Annotated in this window: 15 protein-coding genes; 6 read left to right on the forward strand and 9 right to left on the reverse strand. The window is 52.7% G+C overall.

What is annotated here, in order from left to right:
- Positions 1-184 precede the first annotated feature (184 nt).
- Genes hemG through IEW52_RS14515 form a run of 3 tightly spaced genes read right to left on the reverse strand, consistent with a single transcriptional unit; the run spans position 185 to position 2,835 of the window.
- Positions 185-715, reverse strand: coding sequence for a menaquinone-dependent protoporphyrinogen IX dehydrogenase (hemG, locus tag IEW52_RS14505; protein ID WP_188630800.1), 531 nt, complete (start codon positions 713-715; stop codon positions 185-187).
- 9 nt (positions 716-724) lie between these two features.
- Positions 725-2,182, reverse strand: a complete 1,458-nt coding sequence (locus IEW52_RS14510) for a TrkH family potassium uptake protein (protein ID WP_188630801.1) — start codon at positions 2,180-2,182, stop codon at positions 725-727.
- A 23-nt stretch (positions 2,183-2,205) separates the two neighbouring features.
- Complete coding sequence (locus IEW52_RS14515) at positions 2,206-2,835, reverse strand: YigZ family protein (RefSeq protein WP_188630802.1); 630 nt, start codon at positions 2,833-2,835, stop codon at positions 2,206-2,208.
- A gap of 271 nt (positions 2,836-3,106) precedes the next feature.
- On the opposite strand from IEW52_RS14515, the gene fadB reads away from it, so the two are divergent.
- The 3 genes from fadB (at position 3,107) to tusA (ending at position 6,838) form a co-directional block, all read left to right on the forward strand.
- A complete protein-coding gene (fadB, locus tag IEW52_RS14520; protein WP_188630814.1) occupies positions 3,107-5,251 on the forward strand; it encodes a fatty acid oxidation complex subunit alpha FadB in 2,145 nt (714 codons plus the stop codon).
- 21 nt (positions 5,252-5,272) lie between these two features.
- Positions 5,273-6,448 (forward strand): acetyl-CoA C-acyltransferase FadA, encoded by a 1,176-nt coding sequence (fadA, locus tag IEW52_RS14525; protein WP_188630803.1) that lies wholly within the window; start codon positions 5,273-5,275, stop codon positions 6,446-6,448.
- Between the two features lie 144 nt (positions 6,449-6,592).
- Entirely contained in the window at positions 6,593-6,838 is a 246-nt protein-coding gene (tusA, locus tag IEW52_RS14530) for a sulfurtransferase TusA (RefSeq protein ID WP_188630804.1), read from the forward strand.
- Between the two features lie 186 nt (positions 6,839-7,024).
- Here tusA and IEW52_RS14535 read toward each other — a convergent pair whose 3' ends face one another.
- The gene (locus tag IEW52_RS14535) at positions 7,025-7,675 is read right to left on the reverse strand and encodes an OmpA family lipoprotein (protein ID WP_188630805.1); all 651 of its coding nucleotides are present in this window, start codon (positions 7,673-7,675) and stop codon (positions 7,025-7,027) included.
- Between the two features lie 88 nt (positions 7,676-7,763).
- Positions 7,764-8,339, reverse strand: a complete 576-nt coding sequence (locus IEW52_RS14540) for a DNA-3-methyladenine glycosylase I (RefSeq protein WP_188630806.1) — start codon at positions 8,337-8,339, stop codon at positions 7,764-7,766.
- A 101-nt stretch (positions 8,340-8,440) separates the two neighbouring features.
- Between IEW52_RS14540 and glyQ the strand changes: the two genes are divergently transcribed.
- From glyQ to IEW52_RS14555, 3 genes are all read left to right on the forward strand, one after another.
- Positions 8,441-9,352 carry a glycine--tRNA ligase subunit alpha gene (gene glyQ, locus IEW52_RS14545; RefSeq protein ID WP_188630807.1) on the forward strand — a complete coding sequence of 304 codons (912 nt, stop codon included), beginning with the start codon at positions 8,441-8,443 and terminating at the stop codon, positions 9,350-9,352.
- Positions 9,353-9,361: 9 nt separating this feature from the next.
- The gene (glyS, locus tag IEW52_RS14550) at positions 9,362-11,431 is read left to right on the forward strand and encodes a glycine--tRNA ligase subunit beta (protein ID WP_188630808.1); all 2,070 of its coding nucleotides are present in this window, start codon (positions 9,362-9,364) and stop codon (positions 11,429-11,431) included.
- Positions 11,432-11,744: 313 nt separating this feature from the next.
- Positions 11,745-13,010 (forward strand): valine--pyruvate transaminase, encoded by a 1,266-nt coding sequence (locus IEW52_RS14555; RefSeq protein WP_188630809.1) that lies wholly within the window; start codon positions 11,745-11,747, stop codon positions 13,008-13,010.
- A gap of 75 nt (positions 13,011-13,085) precedes the next feature.
- Here the strand turns inward: IEW52_RS14555 and IEW52_RS14560 are convergent, their stop codons facing one another.
- The 4 genes from IEW52_RS14560 to IEW52_RS14575 form a co-directional block, all read right to left on the reverse strand.
- Positions 13,086-13,511: an Hsp20 family protein gene (locus IEW52_RS14560; protein ID WP_188630810.1), complete on the reverse strand. Its 426-nt coding sequence runs from the start codon at positions 13,509-13,511 to the stop codon at positions 13,086-13,088.
- 276 nt (positions 13,512-13,787) lie between these two features.
- Positions 13,788-15,464, reverse strand: coding sequence for a dihydroxy-acid dehydratase (ilvD, locus tag IEW52_RS14565; protein WP_188630811.1), 1,677 nt, complete (start codon positions 15,462-15,464; stop codon positions 13,788-13,790).
- Positions 15,465-15,963: 499 nt separating this feature from the next.
- Positions 15,964-16,287, reverse strand: a complete 324-nt coding sequence (locus IEW52_RS14570; RefSeq protein ID WP_188630812.1) for an AzlD domain-containing protein — start codon at positions 16,285-16,287, stop codon at positions 15,964-15,966.
- Complete coding sequence (locus IEW52_RS14575) at positions 16,277-16,651, reverse strand: AzlC family ABC transporter permease (RefSeq protein WP_188630813.1); 375 nt, start codon at positions 16,649-16,651, stop codon at positions 16,277-16,279. The genes IEW52_RS14570 and IEW52_RS14575 overlap by 11 nt, the downstream gene beginning before the upstream one ends.
- Positions 16,652-16,748 lie beyond the last annotated feature (97 nt).

Genomic DNA, 16,748 nt, shown 5'->3' on the forward strand with positions numbered 1-16,748 from the left:
TTGATTCAAACTTTGTTTCGTTCGTTTCAAACCCTTGTGACCGTTGGCGTGTTGCCCCGTGTCAGTGGATGCGCATTATAGGGAGCGAGAGATTTAGCGCAAGTGTTTTATGGAATTTTTATTAAAAAAAGCAACTTCGTACAAAAAACGCACTGAAGTCGCCTTTTTATGGTGTTTACCAGCCTTATTCGTACTTGTGTCGAGCAATACGCTGAGCAAACTCTTTGACCTTGCTCCAATCGGTGAACTCCAGATCCTGACTGGTATCCGTGCTGCCGCCTGTCATTTTCATGATCATCTGGATAAGACGGGTCTGCCACCAATTGTATTCGCTGTATTGCAGTGCACCAGCAAAGACCCCGATCGTTCTTGGGCGCCAGCGAGACTTAGCCAGAAATTTCTTTATATAGGCATTGTTTTCGGGAACGGCTTTTTCCGGCTTGCGCGCCGTCAAACACACACAAAAGAAACTGGCATCGGCCGCAGCCAATTGCTCACTGTGAATGTTGATAAAGTTGTAGAGGTCGGCATGAAAGTTACCATAGCGGATGGAAGCACCAATCAGCACCTTGTCATACTTGCTCAGGTTTTTTCGGACTGGACCATGCAAATCCGCCAGCTCCACATCATAACCGGTAAACTCACTTTGCATCGCCTCGATAATCTTTTTTGTCTGACCATTGCGAGATGAATAAAGTACCAACAGTTTTTCCATAGACTCCTCTTAGCTACGCCAGAAGGCTGGCGTAAACAATACCAGCAAGGTAAAAATTTCAAGACGCCCGAACAGCATGGCCAGGATCATGATCCACTTGGCAACATCGGAAGTAGTACCAAAATTAGCCGCCACATCTCCCAGGCCCGGGCCCAGATTATTCAGCGTGGCCACCACGGCAGTAAAGGCAGTCAGTTCCTCCATACCGGTCGCCAACAGCGCCAGCATGCATATCACAAAAACCAGCGCATAAGCGGCAAAAAAGCCCCATACGGCTTCTACCACTTTATCAGCTAATGCTTTATTGCCAAGCTTAATCCGATAAACCGCTCTGGGATGAATTAATCGTTTTAATTCACGCATGCCCTGCAGGTTCAGCAACATGATACGCACCACCTTGATGCCACCGCCGGTACTGCCAGCACAACCACCGATAAAAGAGGCAATCATCAACAATATCGGCAAAAACAGAGGCCATTCGGCAAAGCCCGTGGTACTGAAGCCCGCCGTGGTGGCAATGGACACAGACTGAAACAATGACTGATCCAACGCTTGCCAGGGGCTGCTGTAAACCTGATGCGTCAATAAGGCCGACATGCAAATCAGCGTCAGTACTACTTGTATTCCGATAAAGACTTTCACCTCGGGATCGAAGCGATACACCGATAGTTTGAGCCCACGGCTAGCAAAAGCGGCGAAGTGCAGACTGAAGTTGACGCCAGCAATCAACAGGAATATGACGATGATGAGATTGATGGTCGGGCTGTTGAAATGGCCCACACTGGCGTCATAGTTAGAGAAACCACCGATTGCTATCGTGGAAAAGGAATGGCAAATAGCATCGAACATATTCATGCCCGCCAACCACAGCAGCAAGGCACAACAGATAGTCAGTACCAGATAGATATACCATAGAGTTTTGGCCGTTTCCGCTATGCGGGGAGCCACCTTGTTGTCTTTTACCGGGCCGGGTATTTCGGCGCGAAACAGCTGCATACCGCCAATACCAAGAATAGGAAGTATGGCTACCGCCAATACGATAATCCCCATGCCACCCAACCACTGCAGCATCTGCCGATAAAACAGAATCGCCTTAGGCAGGGTATCCAGGCCACTGATCACGGTGGCACCTGTGGTCGTCAGCCCCGAAAATGACTCAAAGAAAGCGGCCGCGACCGTCATGTCCAGCTCGGCACTGAGTATGAAAGGAATGGCCCCCACACTGCCCAGCACAGTCCAGAACAAGACGACAATAAGGAAGCCTTCTTTCGATCTCAGCTCTTTATTATGAGTGCGGTTGGGAAACCACAACGCCAGGCCCAGACACAGACAAATAACGAAGGCGCTGAAGAAATCCAGCCCAGCCCCATCTCGATAAATATAAGCCACCAGAGCAGGTGCCAGCATGGTGACGCTGAACAGGGCAACCAGAATGCCCACTATGCGAATGATTGTGCGTATATGCATGGTACTTCCAATATACTACTAACTCAGCCAGTACCCGATTCCACCGGCCTGGCCACCACTCGTCCCTGACTGCGATCCAGCAGTTGGCGACAAAATTCAGGTACAACACGCGCTTCCACCAACAAGGTACCCGTGACTTCGGCACCATAGTCAATCTGCTGCCAGAGCCCTTGATATTCGCCCAATAAAAACTCCAGCAACGCCATATCGCTGTAATCAATGTGAACGTCAAGCTCCGCCATGATGCGCTGCTCAACGGTGCTCAGTTGCGTTAATGCCGAAGACAGCGTGCCACCGTAAGCGCGAACCAGACCACCGGTCCCCAACTTGATGCCGCCAAAGTAGCGCGCCACCACGGCAGTAATTTCACCCACTCCCGACCCCTGCAACTGCGCCAGCATCGGCTTGCCGGCCGTGCCCGAGGGTTCGCCGTCATCGCTAAAGCCCAAGATCCGGGAATCGCTTGGCATGCCGGCCACAAACGCCCAGCAGTGATGTCCGGCCGCAGGCTCTCTGATCCGTACCGACTCTATAAAGTCTTTGGCGGCTTGCGCATTCGGAGTATGAGCCAAATAAGCGATAAAACGGCTTTTTTTAATCTCCTGTTGCCATACCAATGGCGTGGCAGGTATCAGATAGGGAGACATATTCATGATGCTTACTCCCAAGCAAGACAAGGCCAACTAATATTGATATTTCGACCTTGTTGACGGCTTAAAAAATAGCGCAACATTGTTGCTGAATCGGCAAGGGATGTCATCTTTTGCACATTTTTAATGGTTATGGGCATCCGCTGTAAGCGCCCATTAAAATTAAAACAATTGTTTTAATTAGCTGTTGAACTCTGTTGTTTTTCTGTTCATAGTGATTTCATCCCTGCCCGCCGGTGTCGGAGCAGCCCAAGGGAACTAAGGAGACATGAGAATGATCTACCAAGGCGAAGCCCTCTCTGTAGAAGTCGTAGAAGGCGGTATTGCTAAACTCCGCTTTAACAGTAAAGGCAGTGTTAACAAGCTGGACCGCGCCACCCTGGCCTCACTGGAAGAAGCCGTGAGTGCGCTGGAGCAACATTCGGATATTACAGGCCTCATGCTAACCAGTGATAAGGACGCCTTTATCGTCGGCGCCGATATCACCGAATTTCTTGAGATGTTCGACTTGCCAGCCGCCACTCTCAACGATTGGCTATCTCAGGCAAACCGCATTTTCAATCGCATTGAAGACCTGCCCTACCCCACGGTGGCAGTCGTGCGAGGCTACGCCCTGGGTGGGGGCTGCGAATGCATTTTGTCTACCGACTTTCGTATTGGCGATGCCAGTGCGCGCATTGGTTTACCGGAGACCAAACTCGGTATCATGCCGGGCTTTGGCGGCACCGTACGACTACCCCGCCTGATAGGTGCCGATAATGCCATGGAATGGATCACCACAGGTCAGGACAACAAGGCTGACGCCTGTCTGGCGCTGGGCGTACTGGATGCCGTGGTAGAAACCGAGCGACTCGAAGCATCGGCCCTTCAATTGCTGAAAGATGCCGCGCTGGGCAAACAAGACTGGCAGGCAAAACGAGCACAGAAAACGGCACCGCTCACGCTAGATAAACTGGAAGCGGCCATGAGCTTCAATACTGCCAAAGGCATGGTCGCCGCCAAGGCTGGGCCGCATTATCCCGCCCCCATGATGGCGGTAAAAACCATAGAGGCGGCATCCGGTTTGAGCCGAGCCGAGGCGCTGGAAATTGAACAACAAAACTTCATCAAACTGACCCAAACCTCGGTGGCACGAGCCCTGGTGGGGATTTTCCTTAACGATCAGCTCATCAAGGGCAAAGCCAGGCAGGCGGCCAAGGCCGCGGCGCCTACCCACAAAGCCGCCGTGTTGGGAGCGGGCATCATGGGTGGGGGCATCGCCTATCAGTCGGCCTCGCGCGGCATACCGGCGGTGATGAAAGACATCAACGACCAGGCGCTCACCTTGGGCATGACGGAAGCAGGCAAGTTACTCAACAAACAGCTGGAGCGCGGCAAGATTGATGGCCGCAAGCTGGCTCAGGTACTGGCCAGCATTACTCCCACGCTCAGCTATGACGGTTTAGAAGGCGTGGATACCGTGGTCGAAGCCGTGGTGGAAAACCCCAACATCAAGGGACAGGTGCTGGCCGAGGTGGAAGCCAGGGTGGCAGACAACACAGTGATTGCCTCCAACACCTCAACCATTCCTATTTCTGCTCTCGCCAAGAACCTGAAACACCCCGAACGCTTTTGCGGCATGCACTTTTTTAACCCGGTGCATCGCATGCCGCTGGTGGAAATTATTCGTGGTGAACAAACCAGTGATGACACCATCAACCAGGTGGTCGCCTACGCCGCTGCCATGGGCAAGTCGCCCATTGTGGTCAACGACTGCCCCGGCTTCTTCGTGAACCGCGTGCTGTTCCCCTACTTCTTTGGCTTTAACCAGCTGGTGGCCGACGGCGCGGATTTTGTTAGCGTAGATAAGGTGATGGAGAAAAAATTTGGTTGGCCCATGGGGCCTGCCTATCTGCTGGACGTGGTGGGCATTGATACCGGTCATCATGCGGCGGCAGTCATGGCCGACGGCTTCCCCGAGCGCATGAGCAAGTCGGGCAAAGATGCCATCGATGTCATGTATGAACAGCAACGCTTTGGCCAGAAAAATGGTAAAGGCTTTTATAGTTATAGTGAAGACCGTAAAGGCAAGCTGCAGAAAGACGCGGATCCTGAGAGTTATCAGCTATTAGCCGAAGTGGCCGGTACAATGGTGGATCTGAGCGATGACGATATTATCGCCCGCATGATGATCCCCATGATTAACGAAGTGGTGCTTTGCCTGGAAGAAGGCATTATCGGCTCGCCGGCCGAAGCGGACATGGCGCTGGTGTATGGTATCGGCTTTCCGCCCTTCCATGGTGGCGTATTCCGCTACCTCGACAACATGGGCCTGGCCGCTTATGTGGCACTGGCCGATAAGTTCGCCCATCTGGGGCCGCTTTATCAAGTGAGCGACGGTTTGCGCCAAATGGCCGCAGATAACAAAACTTTCTACTGATTGGCGCAAGGAGACCACAGCATGAACAAGGCATTAAACGAGGTCGTCATTGTTGACTGTATTCGTACCCCCATGGGTCGTTCCAAGGGCGGCGCCTTTCGTCACGTACGGGCCGAAGATTTATCGGCTCACCTGATGCAGGGTCTGCTGGCTCGCAACCCGGCTCTGGCCGCCAGCGATATAGAGGATGTGTACTGGGGCTGTGTACAGCAAACCCTGGAGCAGGGGTTTAATATTGCCCGTAATGCCGCCCTGTTGGCCGGCCTGCCCAAACAAGTGGCGGCGGTGACAGTGAACCGACTGTGCGGCTCATCAATGCAGGCGCTGCATGATGCCAGCCGTGCCATCATGGTCGGCGATGGTGACGTTTTCATGATTGGCGGTGTAGAGCACATGGGGCACGTACCCATGAACCACGGCGTGGACTTTCACCCGGGGCTGGCACTCAATGTGGCCAAGGCGTCGGGCATGATGGGCCTGACCGCCGAAATGTTGGGTCGCATGTACCATATCAGCCGTGAACAACAAGACGCCTTTGCCGTACGCTCCCATCAAAGAGCCTATCAAGCCACTCAGGAAGGCCGTTTTGCCAATGAGATTCTCGCCACCAACGGCCACAGTGCCGATGGCAGCCTGACCTTGTTCGAGCACGATGAAGTCATCCGCCCGGAGACCAGCCTGGAGTCACTGGCGCAGCTACGGCCGGTGTTTGATCCCGTTAATGGCACAGTGACCGCCGGCACCTCATCGGCCCTGTCCGACGGTGCTGCCGCCATGCTGGTGATGTCTGCCACCAAAGCCAAGGCATTAGGCCTCAAGCCCCGTGCGCGCATCAAGGCCATGGCGGTCGCCGGTTGCGATCCGGCCATCATGGGCTACGGCCCAGTGCCGGCAGTACATAAGGCATTGCAACGAGCAGGGTTGTCGATAGCGGATATTGATCTGTTCGAGCTGAACGAAGCCTTTGCCGCTCAATCGCTGCCAGTATTGAAAGAACTGGGACTTTTGGACGTCATGGACGACAAGGTCAACCTGAACGGTGGAGCCATTGCTTTGGGCCATCCATTGGGTTGCTCGGGTGCACGTATTTCGACCACGCTGCTCAATCTCATGGAAAGCAAAGACGCCACCTTTGGTGTGGCCACCATGTGTATCGGATTGGGCCAGGGCATAACGACCGTGTTTGAAAGAGTTTGATTGTGTGCCAGTGAAGTGTAAAAAGTGAAGGAAAAGACACCCGCTCCCATGAGTTTGGTGTCTTTTTTATCGGTTGACCATAAATTAAACAGGTTTAAAATAGTCGGGCTTATTTTCTGGCGGCTATTTTAAGGTAGTAATGTAATGACAACTTCAGTGATCGATGCCCAGCATCATCTGGATGCCACAGGTTTGCGTTGCCCCGAGCCGGTAATGATGGTGCGTAAACAGGTGCGTGGCATGCAGGCCGGTGAAACCTTGCTGATCACCGCCGACGACCCCTCCACCACCCGGGATATTCCCAGCTTTTGCCAGTTTATGGATCACGCCCTGCTGTCCAGCCAGGTCGAACAATTGCCCTATCAGTTTTTGATCCAGAAAGGAGCTTAAGAGCAGCGGTAAGCCGTCAGCTTTAAGCTGTCAGAAAGGTCAACGGCGAGACTCAGAACTAAGCGAAGAGCGCTGTTTATCTTTGTCTGATCGCTGACAGCTTAAGGCTGAACGCAGGACTTGGTTCCTTGCCAAAAAAATGCCCGCATTTGCGGGCATTTTTTATTATTATGAAGCGAACTTCGCTTAGCCCATGGGGCTGAGGGTGATTTCTACGCGACGGTTTTGCGCGCGACCGTCTGCAGTATTGTTGCTGGCAACAGGCTGGTTGAAGCCCACACCACGAATGTTGAAACGGTTGGCAGCGGCACCCTGGCTGATCAGGAACTGGCCAACAGAAGCGGCACGACGCTCGGACAACGCCTGGTTATGGCTGGCCGAACCTGTGTTGTCGGTATGACCCACTACGTTAACATAAGTCTTTTCGTACTCTTTCAATACCATGGCCACACCGCTCAAGGTGTTGTAGAAGCTGGGGGACAGGTCGGCGCTGTCTACGGCAAAGGTAATGGAGCTTGGCATGTTCAGAACGATGTTGTCGCCATTACGGGTCACGCTCACACCGGTGCCGCGCATTTGATCACGCAGCTTGGCTTCTTGCACATCCATGTAATAACCCACACCACCGCCCAGTGCGGCACCACTGGCAGCACCAATCAGAATGCCTTTCTTGCGGTCGCTGGAGCTGGCAGTTGCACCACCAATCACGGCACCGGCCAAGGCACCCAAACCGCCGCCAATGGCCGCTTTGGACGTTTCTCTTTCACCGGTATACGGGTTGGTAGTACAGGCAGAAAGTGCAATGGTCGTTACCACTGCCAGACAAATCTTTTTCATAATTAAGGTTCCATATGTAACAGGCACAAGTATCACCCAATATAGCCTTGCTGATCACAATCTACAAAGCTTCCTTATGACTTAGGTGTCAACTGCTGACGTTACCTGGATGTCGATGGCAGGCGAGTAAGTGATCGTTAACCATGCCGGTGGCCTGCATAAAGGCATAGCAGATGGTATCGCCCACAAAAGAGAAACCGCGTTTTTTTAGCGATCGCGCCATGGCCCGGGACTCTGGAGTATAAACGGGCACCTCATCAAGATTTGACCAATGGTTAATAATGGGGCTGCCACCCACAAACTGCCACAGCCAATCACTGAAGTTGACGCCCTCTTGTTCCATCTGCAGATAGGCCCGCGCATTGGTAATGATAGAGCGAATTTTCAGGCGATTACGCACTATGCCCGCCTCCGGCATACTCATCAGCCGTTCTACATCCTGTTCGGTGAAGTGAGCAATAAGCGCAGGCTCAAAGTTGGCGAATGCGGTGCGGTAGTTGGGAATTTTGCATAAAATGGTGAACCAGCTCAGTCCTGCCTGCTGGCCATCCAGACACAACTTTTCAAACAAGGCGCGACTGTCATACTCGGGCATACCCCATTCCTGATCGTGATAGGCTTGATATCTGGGATCATCGTTAACCCAGCCACAACGTATCAGCATGCTTGCTCCTCTAATTCAGTCTATATTCGCATCGGGTCAGAAGGTATACTGCCAAGCCTAGTTTCACACTGCGAATGCACCTATATCAAGGCGCTAACATCATGCAAAAATTCGATATCAATACCTTTCAGGGGCTGATCCTGACCTTGCAGGATTATTGGGCTCAGCAAGGCTGCGCCATTGTTCAGCCACTGGATATGGAAGTAGGTGCAGGCACCTCCCATCCCATGACCTGTCTGCGCGCCATTGGCCCAGAGCCGATTGCCACCGCCTATGTGCAGCCTTCGCGCCGCCCAACCGACGGTCGCTATGGCGAAAACCCGAACCGACTACAACATTACTACCAGTTTCAAGTCATCATCAAGCCATCACCCGACAACCTGCAAGAACTGTATCTGGGTTCGTTGCAGGCACTGGGGTTAGATCCCCTGGTACACGATATTCGCTTTGTAGAAGACAACTGGGAAAACCCGACTCTGGGTGCCTGGGGTCTGGGTTGGGAAGTCTGGCTCAACGGCATGGAAGTAACGCAGTTTACGTACTTCCAGCAGGTAGGCGGCCTCGAGTGCAAGCCGGTCACCGGTGAAATCACCTACGGCCTGGAACGTCTGGCCATGTATATTCAGGGCGTAGACTCGGTATACGACCTGGTATGGTGCGACGGCCCCCTGGGCAAAACCACCTATGGCGATATTTTCCATCAGAACGAAGTTGAACAGTCGACCTACAACTTCGAGCATGCGGACGTGGACTTCCTGTTCGGCTTCTTCGAGCAGTGCGAAAAAGAGTGCCAGCACCTGCTGTCTCTGGAAAAACCGCTGCCGCTGCCCGCCTACGAGCGCATTCTGAAAGCCGGCCACGCCTTCAACCTGCTGGATGCACGCAAGGCGATTTCGGTGACCGAACGCCAGCGTTACATCTTGCGTATCCGCACCCTGACCAAGTCCGTCGCCGAAGCCTATTATGCTTCTCGCGAAGCGCTTGGCTTCCCCATGTGTAAAAAAGAAGGATAAGGGACCCGCATGTCTGAACAGAATTTTCTGGTTGAACTCGGTACCGAAGAGCTGCCACCCAAGGCGCTGCGCAGCCTGGGCCAGGCTTTTGCCGATAACCTCGAACAAGAACTGACCAACGCCGAGCTGCCCTTTGCCGAAGTGCACTGGTATGCGGCTCCCCGTCGCCTGGCCGTATATGTGACCGCGCTCGCCGCCGCTCAGCCCGACAAGCAGCTGGAAAAACGCGGCCCCGCGGTACAGGCCGCCTTCGATGCCGACGGTAACCCGACCAAGGCCGCCATGGGCTGGGCCCGTGGCAACGGTATTGACGTCAGTGAAGCCGGTCGCCTGAAAACCGACAAGGGCGAGTGGCTGGTCCACGTAGCCGACATCAAGGGCAAAGCCGCCACCGAGCTGCTGCCCGCCATGGTCGAGCAGGCCCTGAGCCGGTTACCGATCCCCAAGGCCATGCGCTGGGGCGACAAGAGCATACAGTTTATCCGCCCCGTGCATACGCTCACCTTGTTGCTGGGCGAGCAATTGCTACCCGCCACCATTCTGGGGGTGAATTCCTCTCGCACTTTGCGCGGCCACCGTTTTATGGGCGCCCCCGAACTGGAGCTGGATCATGCCGACCATTATCTGCAAGCCCTAGAAAATACGGGCAAAGTACTGGCCGATTTCGAACGTCGTAAAACCATCATCAAAGACGGCGTGGCCGCAGCTGCCGCCGCTGCGGGTGGCATTGCCGACCTGGATGAAGACTTGCTGGAAGAAGTCACCTCCCTGGTGGAATGGCCCGTGGTACTGACCGCCAACTTCGAGAATACCTTTCTTGAAGTGCCGGCAGAAGCACTGGTCTACACCATGAAGGGCGATCAGAAATACTTCCCGGTCTACGATGCGGCTGGCAACTTGATGCCGACTTTTATCTTCGTCACCAATATCGAGTCGAAAGACCCGAGCCAGATCATCAGCGGTAACGAAAAAGTGGTTCGTCCTCGCCTCGCCGATGCGCAATTCTTCTTCGATAACGACCGCAAGGCGCCGCTGGCGTCGCGACTCGAACAGCTCGATTCGGTGCTGTTCCAGAAGCAACTGGGGTCGGTGCGTGAGAAATCGGAACGCATCAGTGCCCTGTCGGGCTTTATTGCCGCCGCCATGGGTGCCGATCAGGCGAAAGCCGAACGCGCCGGTTTGCTGTCCAAGTGTGATTTGGTCACCGATATGGTGTTTGAATTTACCGACACCCAGGGCGTAATGGGCATGCACTATGCTCGCCACGACGGCGAAGATGAAGCGGTAGCTCTGGCCTTGAAAGAACAGTATCAGCCCCGGTTTTCCGGTGACGAGCTGCCAAGCCAGGATATTTCTGCCGCCGTGGCGCTGGCCGACAAGCTGGACACCCTGGTGGGCATCTTTGGCATCGGCCAGACGCCCAAAGGCGACAAAGACCCGTTCGCGCTGCGTCGTGCCGCCCTGGGCGCGCTGCGTATTATCGTGGAAAAAGGCTACAACCTCGACCTGCCTATCCTGATCGAACAGGCGCGCGCCCTGTACGGCGACAAGCTGAGCAACGCCAAGGCCGCCGATGAAATTCTCGACTTCATGCTGGGCCGTTTCCGCGCCTGGTATCAGGATTTGGGCTACGACGTGGATGTGATTCAGGCCGTATTGGCTCGTCGCCCCACTCGTCCCGCCGACTTTGACGCCCGCGTGAAAGCCGTGAGCCAGTTCCGTAAACTCGAAGCCTCATCTGCTTTGGCTGCCGCCAACAAACGGGTCGGTAACATTCTGGCCAAGTTTGACGGCGAGATCCCGGCACAGGTCAATCCGGCACTGCTGCAAGATGACGCAGAAAAAGCGCTGGCGGGTCAATTAAGCGAGCTAAGCGAGCGCCTGACGCCCTTGTTTGCCAACGCCGATTACAACAGTGCGTTGAACGAACTGGCGACCTTGCGTGAAAGTGTGGACAACTTCTTCGACCAGGTGATGGTGATGGCCGAAGACGACGCCCTGCGTTTGAACCGCCTGAGCCTGCTCAACCAGCTGCGCAACCTGTTCCTGCAAATAGCGGATATCTCGCTGCTGCAATAATGTTTTTGTAGGCACAGCTTTGAGCGGTGCGGTGTTTGGATTGATCCGGTGCGCCATATCCGGCTGCGCCGGATTTCACGGCTAAAGCACGTGACTAGATTCGTGCCATATGGTGTTTAAGCGTGGCAGATAGGCTATTAGTTTTTGAACTGACTTACAGCTTATAGCTGATCGCTTACGGCTGTCTTTTACGACTTACAGCTCTGTTTAAAGCCCCGCCCCGAGCGGGGCTTTTTTTCGCTGGTCGACAGCCTGCACAATATCGGATAACGTGAGACTTTCTGTTAACCCTTTCTTTTTGGTAAGTTATCTCATGGAATTTTCAACGTTTGGCCAAAAATTTACCCGCCACGCCGGCATTACCCAGTTGATGGATGACCTGAATCAGGGTCTGACCACACCTAATACCATCATGCTGGGCGGCGGTAATCCGGCGGCCATTCCCGAGGTGCTTGCCTACCTGGACAACCAGGCTCAACAGCTGATAAAAAACGGCGATTTAATCAAGGCCATGGCCAATTACGACGGTCCGCAAGGCAAAGATGCCTACATTAACGCCTTGGCCAGGTTGCTCTCCAAGGAGCTGGGCTGGCCGGTGGGCCCTGAGCATATTGCGCTGACCAATGGCAGTCAGACCGCCTTTTTTTATCTGTTCAATCTGCTGGCCGGCGAGTTTGCCGATGGCCGAAAAAAGAAGGTGCTGTTTCCGTTGGCGCCGGAATACATAGGCTATGGTGACGGCGCCTTGAGTGAAGATCACTTTGTGGCCTGCAAGCCGACCATCACTCAGCTAGACAATGGATTATTCAAATATCACGTCGACTTCGATCAATTGGAAGTAGGCGATGATATCGGTCTGATTTGTGTCTCACGCCCTACCAATCCCACCGGTAACGTGCTGACCGATGAGGAGATAATGCGCCTAGACGCCATTGCCCGGGAAAAAGGCATACCGCTGCTGATTGATAATGCCTACGGCATGCCCTTCCCCAACATTATTTTTACCGAAGCCAAGCCGTTCTGGAACGACAACACCATTTTGTGCATGAGCTTGTCGAAACTGGGCCTGCCCGGCGTACGGTGCGGCATAGTGGTGGGCTCACCCGAACTTATCAAGGCCATGACCAATATCAGCGGCATTATCAACCTGGCACCCGGCAGCATGGGCCCGGCCATGACCTTGCCCATGATGGAAAACGGCGATGTTATCACCCTCAGCAATGAGGTGATCCGTCCTTTCTATCAGGCCAAGGCACAGCAGGCAGTCACCTGGCTGCAAGAAGCCATTACCCTGCCACAGTTTCATATTCACAAGCCGGAAGGTGCGCTCTTCTTGTGGCTGTGGTTTGAAGACTTGCCGATACACAGCCAGGAGCTGTACGAACGCTTGAAACAAAAGGGCTTATTGGTGGTGCCTGGGCATTATTTCTTCCCGGGTATTACCGATGAACATTGGCAGCACAGCAAAGAATGTATTCGCCTGAACTATGCCCAGTCGGAAGCAGATGTGCAGGCGGGCATCAAGATTCTGGCCGAAGAGATTTATGCGATTTATCAGGCTCCTAAAACACAGCCTTAAGCAATCAGCTAATACAATATAAAACGCCGACCCTGAGGTCGGCGTTTTATTACCCGGAGCGGATCGGCGGATTATTTAGCTGGTCTGGCCGATGGCAATATTTTTCGGCTTGGCGGCTTCCGGTACTTCTCGCACCAGATCGATGTGCAACAAGCCATGCTCCATGTCGGCGCCCGTTACCTTGACGTGGTCGGCCAACTGAAAGCGACGTTCAAACCCGCGTTCGGCAATGCCCTGATACAGGTAATTTCTTTGTACCTCTGGCTGTTCTTTGGTGCCTTTTACCGTCAGGGTATTTTCGTGACTGGTAATTTCCAGATCGGCTTGGGCAAAACCGGCGACGGCCATCGAAATACGATAGTGGTCTTCGCTGAGCAGTTCGATGTTGTAAGGCGGATAACCGTTGTTACTGCTGCTGTTATTGGCATTTTCCATCATGGACGCCAGACGATCGAAGCCAATGGCAGTACGGTACAGGGGAGTGAGATCGAAACGTGACATAATAATATCCTCTAATGAGCGATGTTTAGGTCTGTTAAACCTGGTTTGCTCTCCAATATGGACGAGCTTGTGAGGGCAATCATGGAATCCTCTGTCGAGCGACTCTCTGCCTCACTAAAGATATAAGGCCTGACCCAACGGCTTTCAAGAGCCGATGGCTGATTTTTTGGTCAAAAAAAAGATCCCGCTGGATCTTTTTTATTTGAACAATGAGTAATGAAGCGCCGCACATGAAGACACTTTCCCCTCACGATGAGCGCCTCCTTTTCACGTTACTTACAAGTCATCGGTGACCGCGCCGGTGGAGGCAGAGCTGACCGTGTGGGCATACTTTGCCAATACACCACGACGATACCTAGGCTCGGGGGCCTGCCATTTTTCCAAGCGGGCAGCTATCTCGGCATCCGTTAGCTGCACTTCCAGTTTGTTGGTTTCGGCATCTATGGTGATGATATCGCCGTCTTCCACTATCGCCAGCGGGCCGCCTTGCTGAGCTTCTGGCGTAATATGACCGACCACGAAACCGTGGCTGCCGCCAGAGAAACGCCCGTCGGTGATCAGCGCCACTTCCTGGCCCAGGCCCTTGCCCATGATGGCCGAGGTCGGGCTGAGCATTTCACGCATACCAGGGCCACCTTTGGGGCCTTCGTAACGGATCACCAATACATCACCAGCCTTGACGGTACCATCGAGAATACGTTCCAGGGTTTCTTCTTCCGAGCTGAATACCCGCGCCGGGCCGGTAAAAGCCAACCCTTCCTTGCCAGTTATTTTGGCCACCGCGCCCTCGGGCGCCAGGTTGCCACGCAAAATACGCAAATGACTGTCTTTCTTGATCGGCTTATCCAGCGGGCGAATAATGGTTTGTCCCGCCGGATAAGGCGCCACCGTACTCAGGTTTTCCGCCAGGGTATTGCCGGTTACCGTCAGGCAGTCACCGTGCAGCAAGCCCGCATCGAGCAGCCTTTTCATCAGCGGCTGTATGCCGCCAATGGCCACCAGCTCGGACATCATGTAATGACCACTGGGTCGCAAGTCCGCCAATACCGGTACCCGCTCACCGATACGCACAAAGTCATCCAGACTCAGTTCAACATCGATGGCATGCGCCATGGCCAGCAGGTGCAATACCGCATTGGTGGAGCCGCCCAGGGCAATCACCACCGTGATGGCGTTTTCGAAAGCCTGTTTGGTCATGATGTCGGAGGGCTTGATGTCGTGCTCGAGCAGATTCAATACCGCCGCACCGGCATCCTGACAGTCTTGCAGCTTGTGATCCGAGGTGGCATTTTGCGCCGAGCTGTTGGGCAGACTCATGCCCATGGCCTCGATGGCCGAAGCCATGGTGTTGGCGGTATACATGCCGCCACAGGCACCCGGCCCCGGAATAGCCGTGTCTTCTACCTGCTTCACCTCAATCAGCGACATATCGCCCTTGGCGTGGGCGCCAACCGCCTCGAATACCGAGATAATATCGGTGTGATTCTTGCCCGGCGCTATGGTGCCGCCATAGACGAATACCGAGGGTCGATTAAGCCGCGCCAGGCCAATGATGCAGCCCGGCATGTTCTTGTCACAACCACCGATGGCAACCAGACCATCGAAGCCTTCACAGCCGGCGACGGTTTCTATGGAGTCGGCAATCACTTCCCGCGAGACCAGCGAGTACTTCATGCCGATGGTGCCGTTGGCAATACCGTCGGAAATGGTAATGGTATTGAAGATGATGCTTTTTCCGCCTGCCGCATCGGCACCATGACCGGCTTCCACGGCCAGTTTGTCGATATGCATATTGCAGGGGGTTAGGTTGCTCCAGGTAGAAGCAATGCCGACCTGAGGCTTATTGAAATCTTCATCGGCAAAACCGACCGCACGCAACATGGCTCGGGCCGGTGCTTTGGTAGGGCCATCAACCACCTGACTGGAATACTGGCGACGTTTATCCTTGCTCATCATGCTGTCCTTAATATCAATCTGCTATATAGCAATAAATGTCAGTGTAGCGAGCTCAGCTATTAACTTATACCACTGCCCCATAAAAAATAGCAACGCCAAGCGCTGCTCTTCAATAGTCACGATACGCTATCGATTGTCGGATCTCACGCTCTTTGAAAATCACTACCCAATGAAAACAACCACTTATCAGCCTTCGTATGTACGAAAAATCTCATAGCTGTTGCAATAACGCTCTAAAAATCTCACAACCAATAAAAATTCATATATTTCAGCTAGTTATAAGTTTACTTAGTTATTAAACGAATCACAAAGAAGTTATGATTTTTTCTGCCACTGACACGTAACCACCGAATTATTTAATTTTTTGCACGGCATTGAAGTTCTTTACCTGTTAACCAGCTCCAGAAAGCTTGGAGTGGCAGTCTGCATAAGATTCTCTAATTTTTTGAGAGGTTATTAGGTTTTGTCTATTATTCATTTTTTGCGATTCCATTTATTAGATGATCCAATTAATCAATGAAAATGAAGCCATCCCTGCCACTACGACAAAAAGGGTGTTTTTTACCTTTAAGCTAACTATCAAGGTTATTACACCTCCATATAAAAAGGGGCTTAGAAAAAATGGTTCCTCAAGCGAGTTATGCCCCAAAAAAACAATTGGAACCCACATAACAGTAAGAACAGAAGGAGCTGTATATTTGAGCAATTGTTTTGACTTTGTACCTAATTTAATCGGCAGAGACTTCATAAAGAATAAATATCTGCAACCAAAGGTGATCATCGCCATCAAGAGAATCAAGAGTTCTATATTAATACTCATTTTTTTCTCCTTGACCTACGTAAAATCCTGATACCATACCGATAAGTGTTGCTGCGATAAGAGAATATTCAAATTCTATGAACTCTAATGCCAAAACAGAAATGCCACTTATAATTACTGAAACCAATGTAGAGCGATGCTTAATAGATGGGACCACTATTGCGATAAATGTTGCCGCTATTGCAAACTCAAGTCCAAGCTCTTCCAGGTTATCAATACTAGAACCTGCAACGATCCCGACTAGTGTTGAAATGTTCCACATCACATAGAAAGCAACGCCTGACGTAACTGCATAAAGATAGTTGAACGAACGCTTCCTTTCGATATAGCTATTTGTGATAGCGAACATTTCATCAGTAAGCAATCACGTATAACGTATGTGGAATTCACTTCCTACTCCCTTTAGCAACATTGAAACTTCAGTCAGTAGCTGATCTTTTCTCCAGGAAATAAAGCTGCGC

It is taken from the genome of Oceanisphaera marina (assembly GCF_014643915.1).
GTDB classification, from domain to species: Bacteria; Pseudomonadota; Gammaproteobacteria; order Enterobacterales; family Aeromonadaceae; genus Oceanimonas; species Oceanimonas marina.

Coding starts and splice junctions, on each gene's coding strand:
- hemG (WP_188630800.1), bottom strand. CDS start 715: ATGGAAAAACTGTTGGTACTTTATTCATCTCGCAATGGTCAGACAAAA.
- IEW52_RS14510 (WP_188630801.1), bottom strand. CDS start 2,182: ATGCATATACGCACAATCATTCGCATAGTGGGCATTCTGGTTGCCCTG.
- IEW52_RS14515 (WP_188630802.1), bottom strand. CDS start 2,835: ATGAATATGTCTCCCTATCTGATACCTGCCACGCCATTGGTATGGCAA.
- fadB (WP_188630814.1), top strand. CDS start 3,107: ATGATCTACCAAGGCGAAGCCCTCTCTGTAGAAGTCGTAGAAGGCGGT.
- fadA (WP_188630803.1), top strand. CDS start 5,273: ATGAACAAGGCATTAAACGAGGTCGTCATTGTTGACTGTATTCGTACC.
- tusA (WP_188630804.1), top strand. CDS start 6,593: ATGACAACTTCAGTGATCGATGCCCAGCATCATCTGGATGCCACAGGT.
- IEW52_RS14535 (WP_188630805.1), bottom strand. CDS start 7,675: ATGAAAAAGATTTGTCTGGCAGTGGTAACGACCATTGCACTTTCTGCC.
- IEW52_RS14540 (WP_188630806.1), bottom strand. CDS start 8,339: ATGCTGATACGTTGTGGCTGGGTTAACGATGATCCCAGATATCAAGCC.
- glyQ (WP_188630807.1), top strand. CDS start 8,441: ATGCAAAAATTCGATATCAATACCTTTCAGGGGCTGATCCTGACCTTG.
- glyS (WP_188630808.1), top strand. CDS start 9,362: ATGTCTGAACAGAATTTTCTGGTTGAACTCGGTACCGAAGAGCTGCCA.
- IEW52_RS14555 (WP_188630809.1), top strand. CDS start 11,745: ATGGAATTTTCAACGTTTGGCCAAAAATTTACCCGCCACGCCGGCATT.
- IEW52_RS14560 (WP_188630810.1), bottom strand. CDS start 13,511: ATGTCACGTTTCGATCTCACTCCCCTGTACCGTACTGCCATTGGCTTC.
- ilvD (WP_188630811.1), bottom strand. CDS start 15,464: ATGAGCAAGGATAAACGTCGCCAGTATTCCAGTCAGGTGGTTGATGGC.
- IEW52_RS14570 (WP_188630812.1), bottom strand. CDS start 16,287: ATGAGTATTAATATAGAACTCTTGATTCTCTTGATGGCGATGATCACC.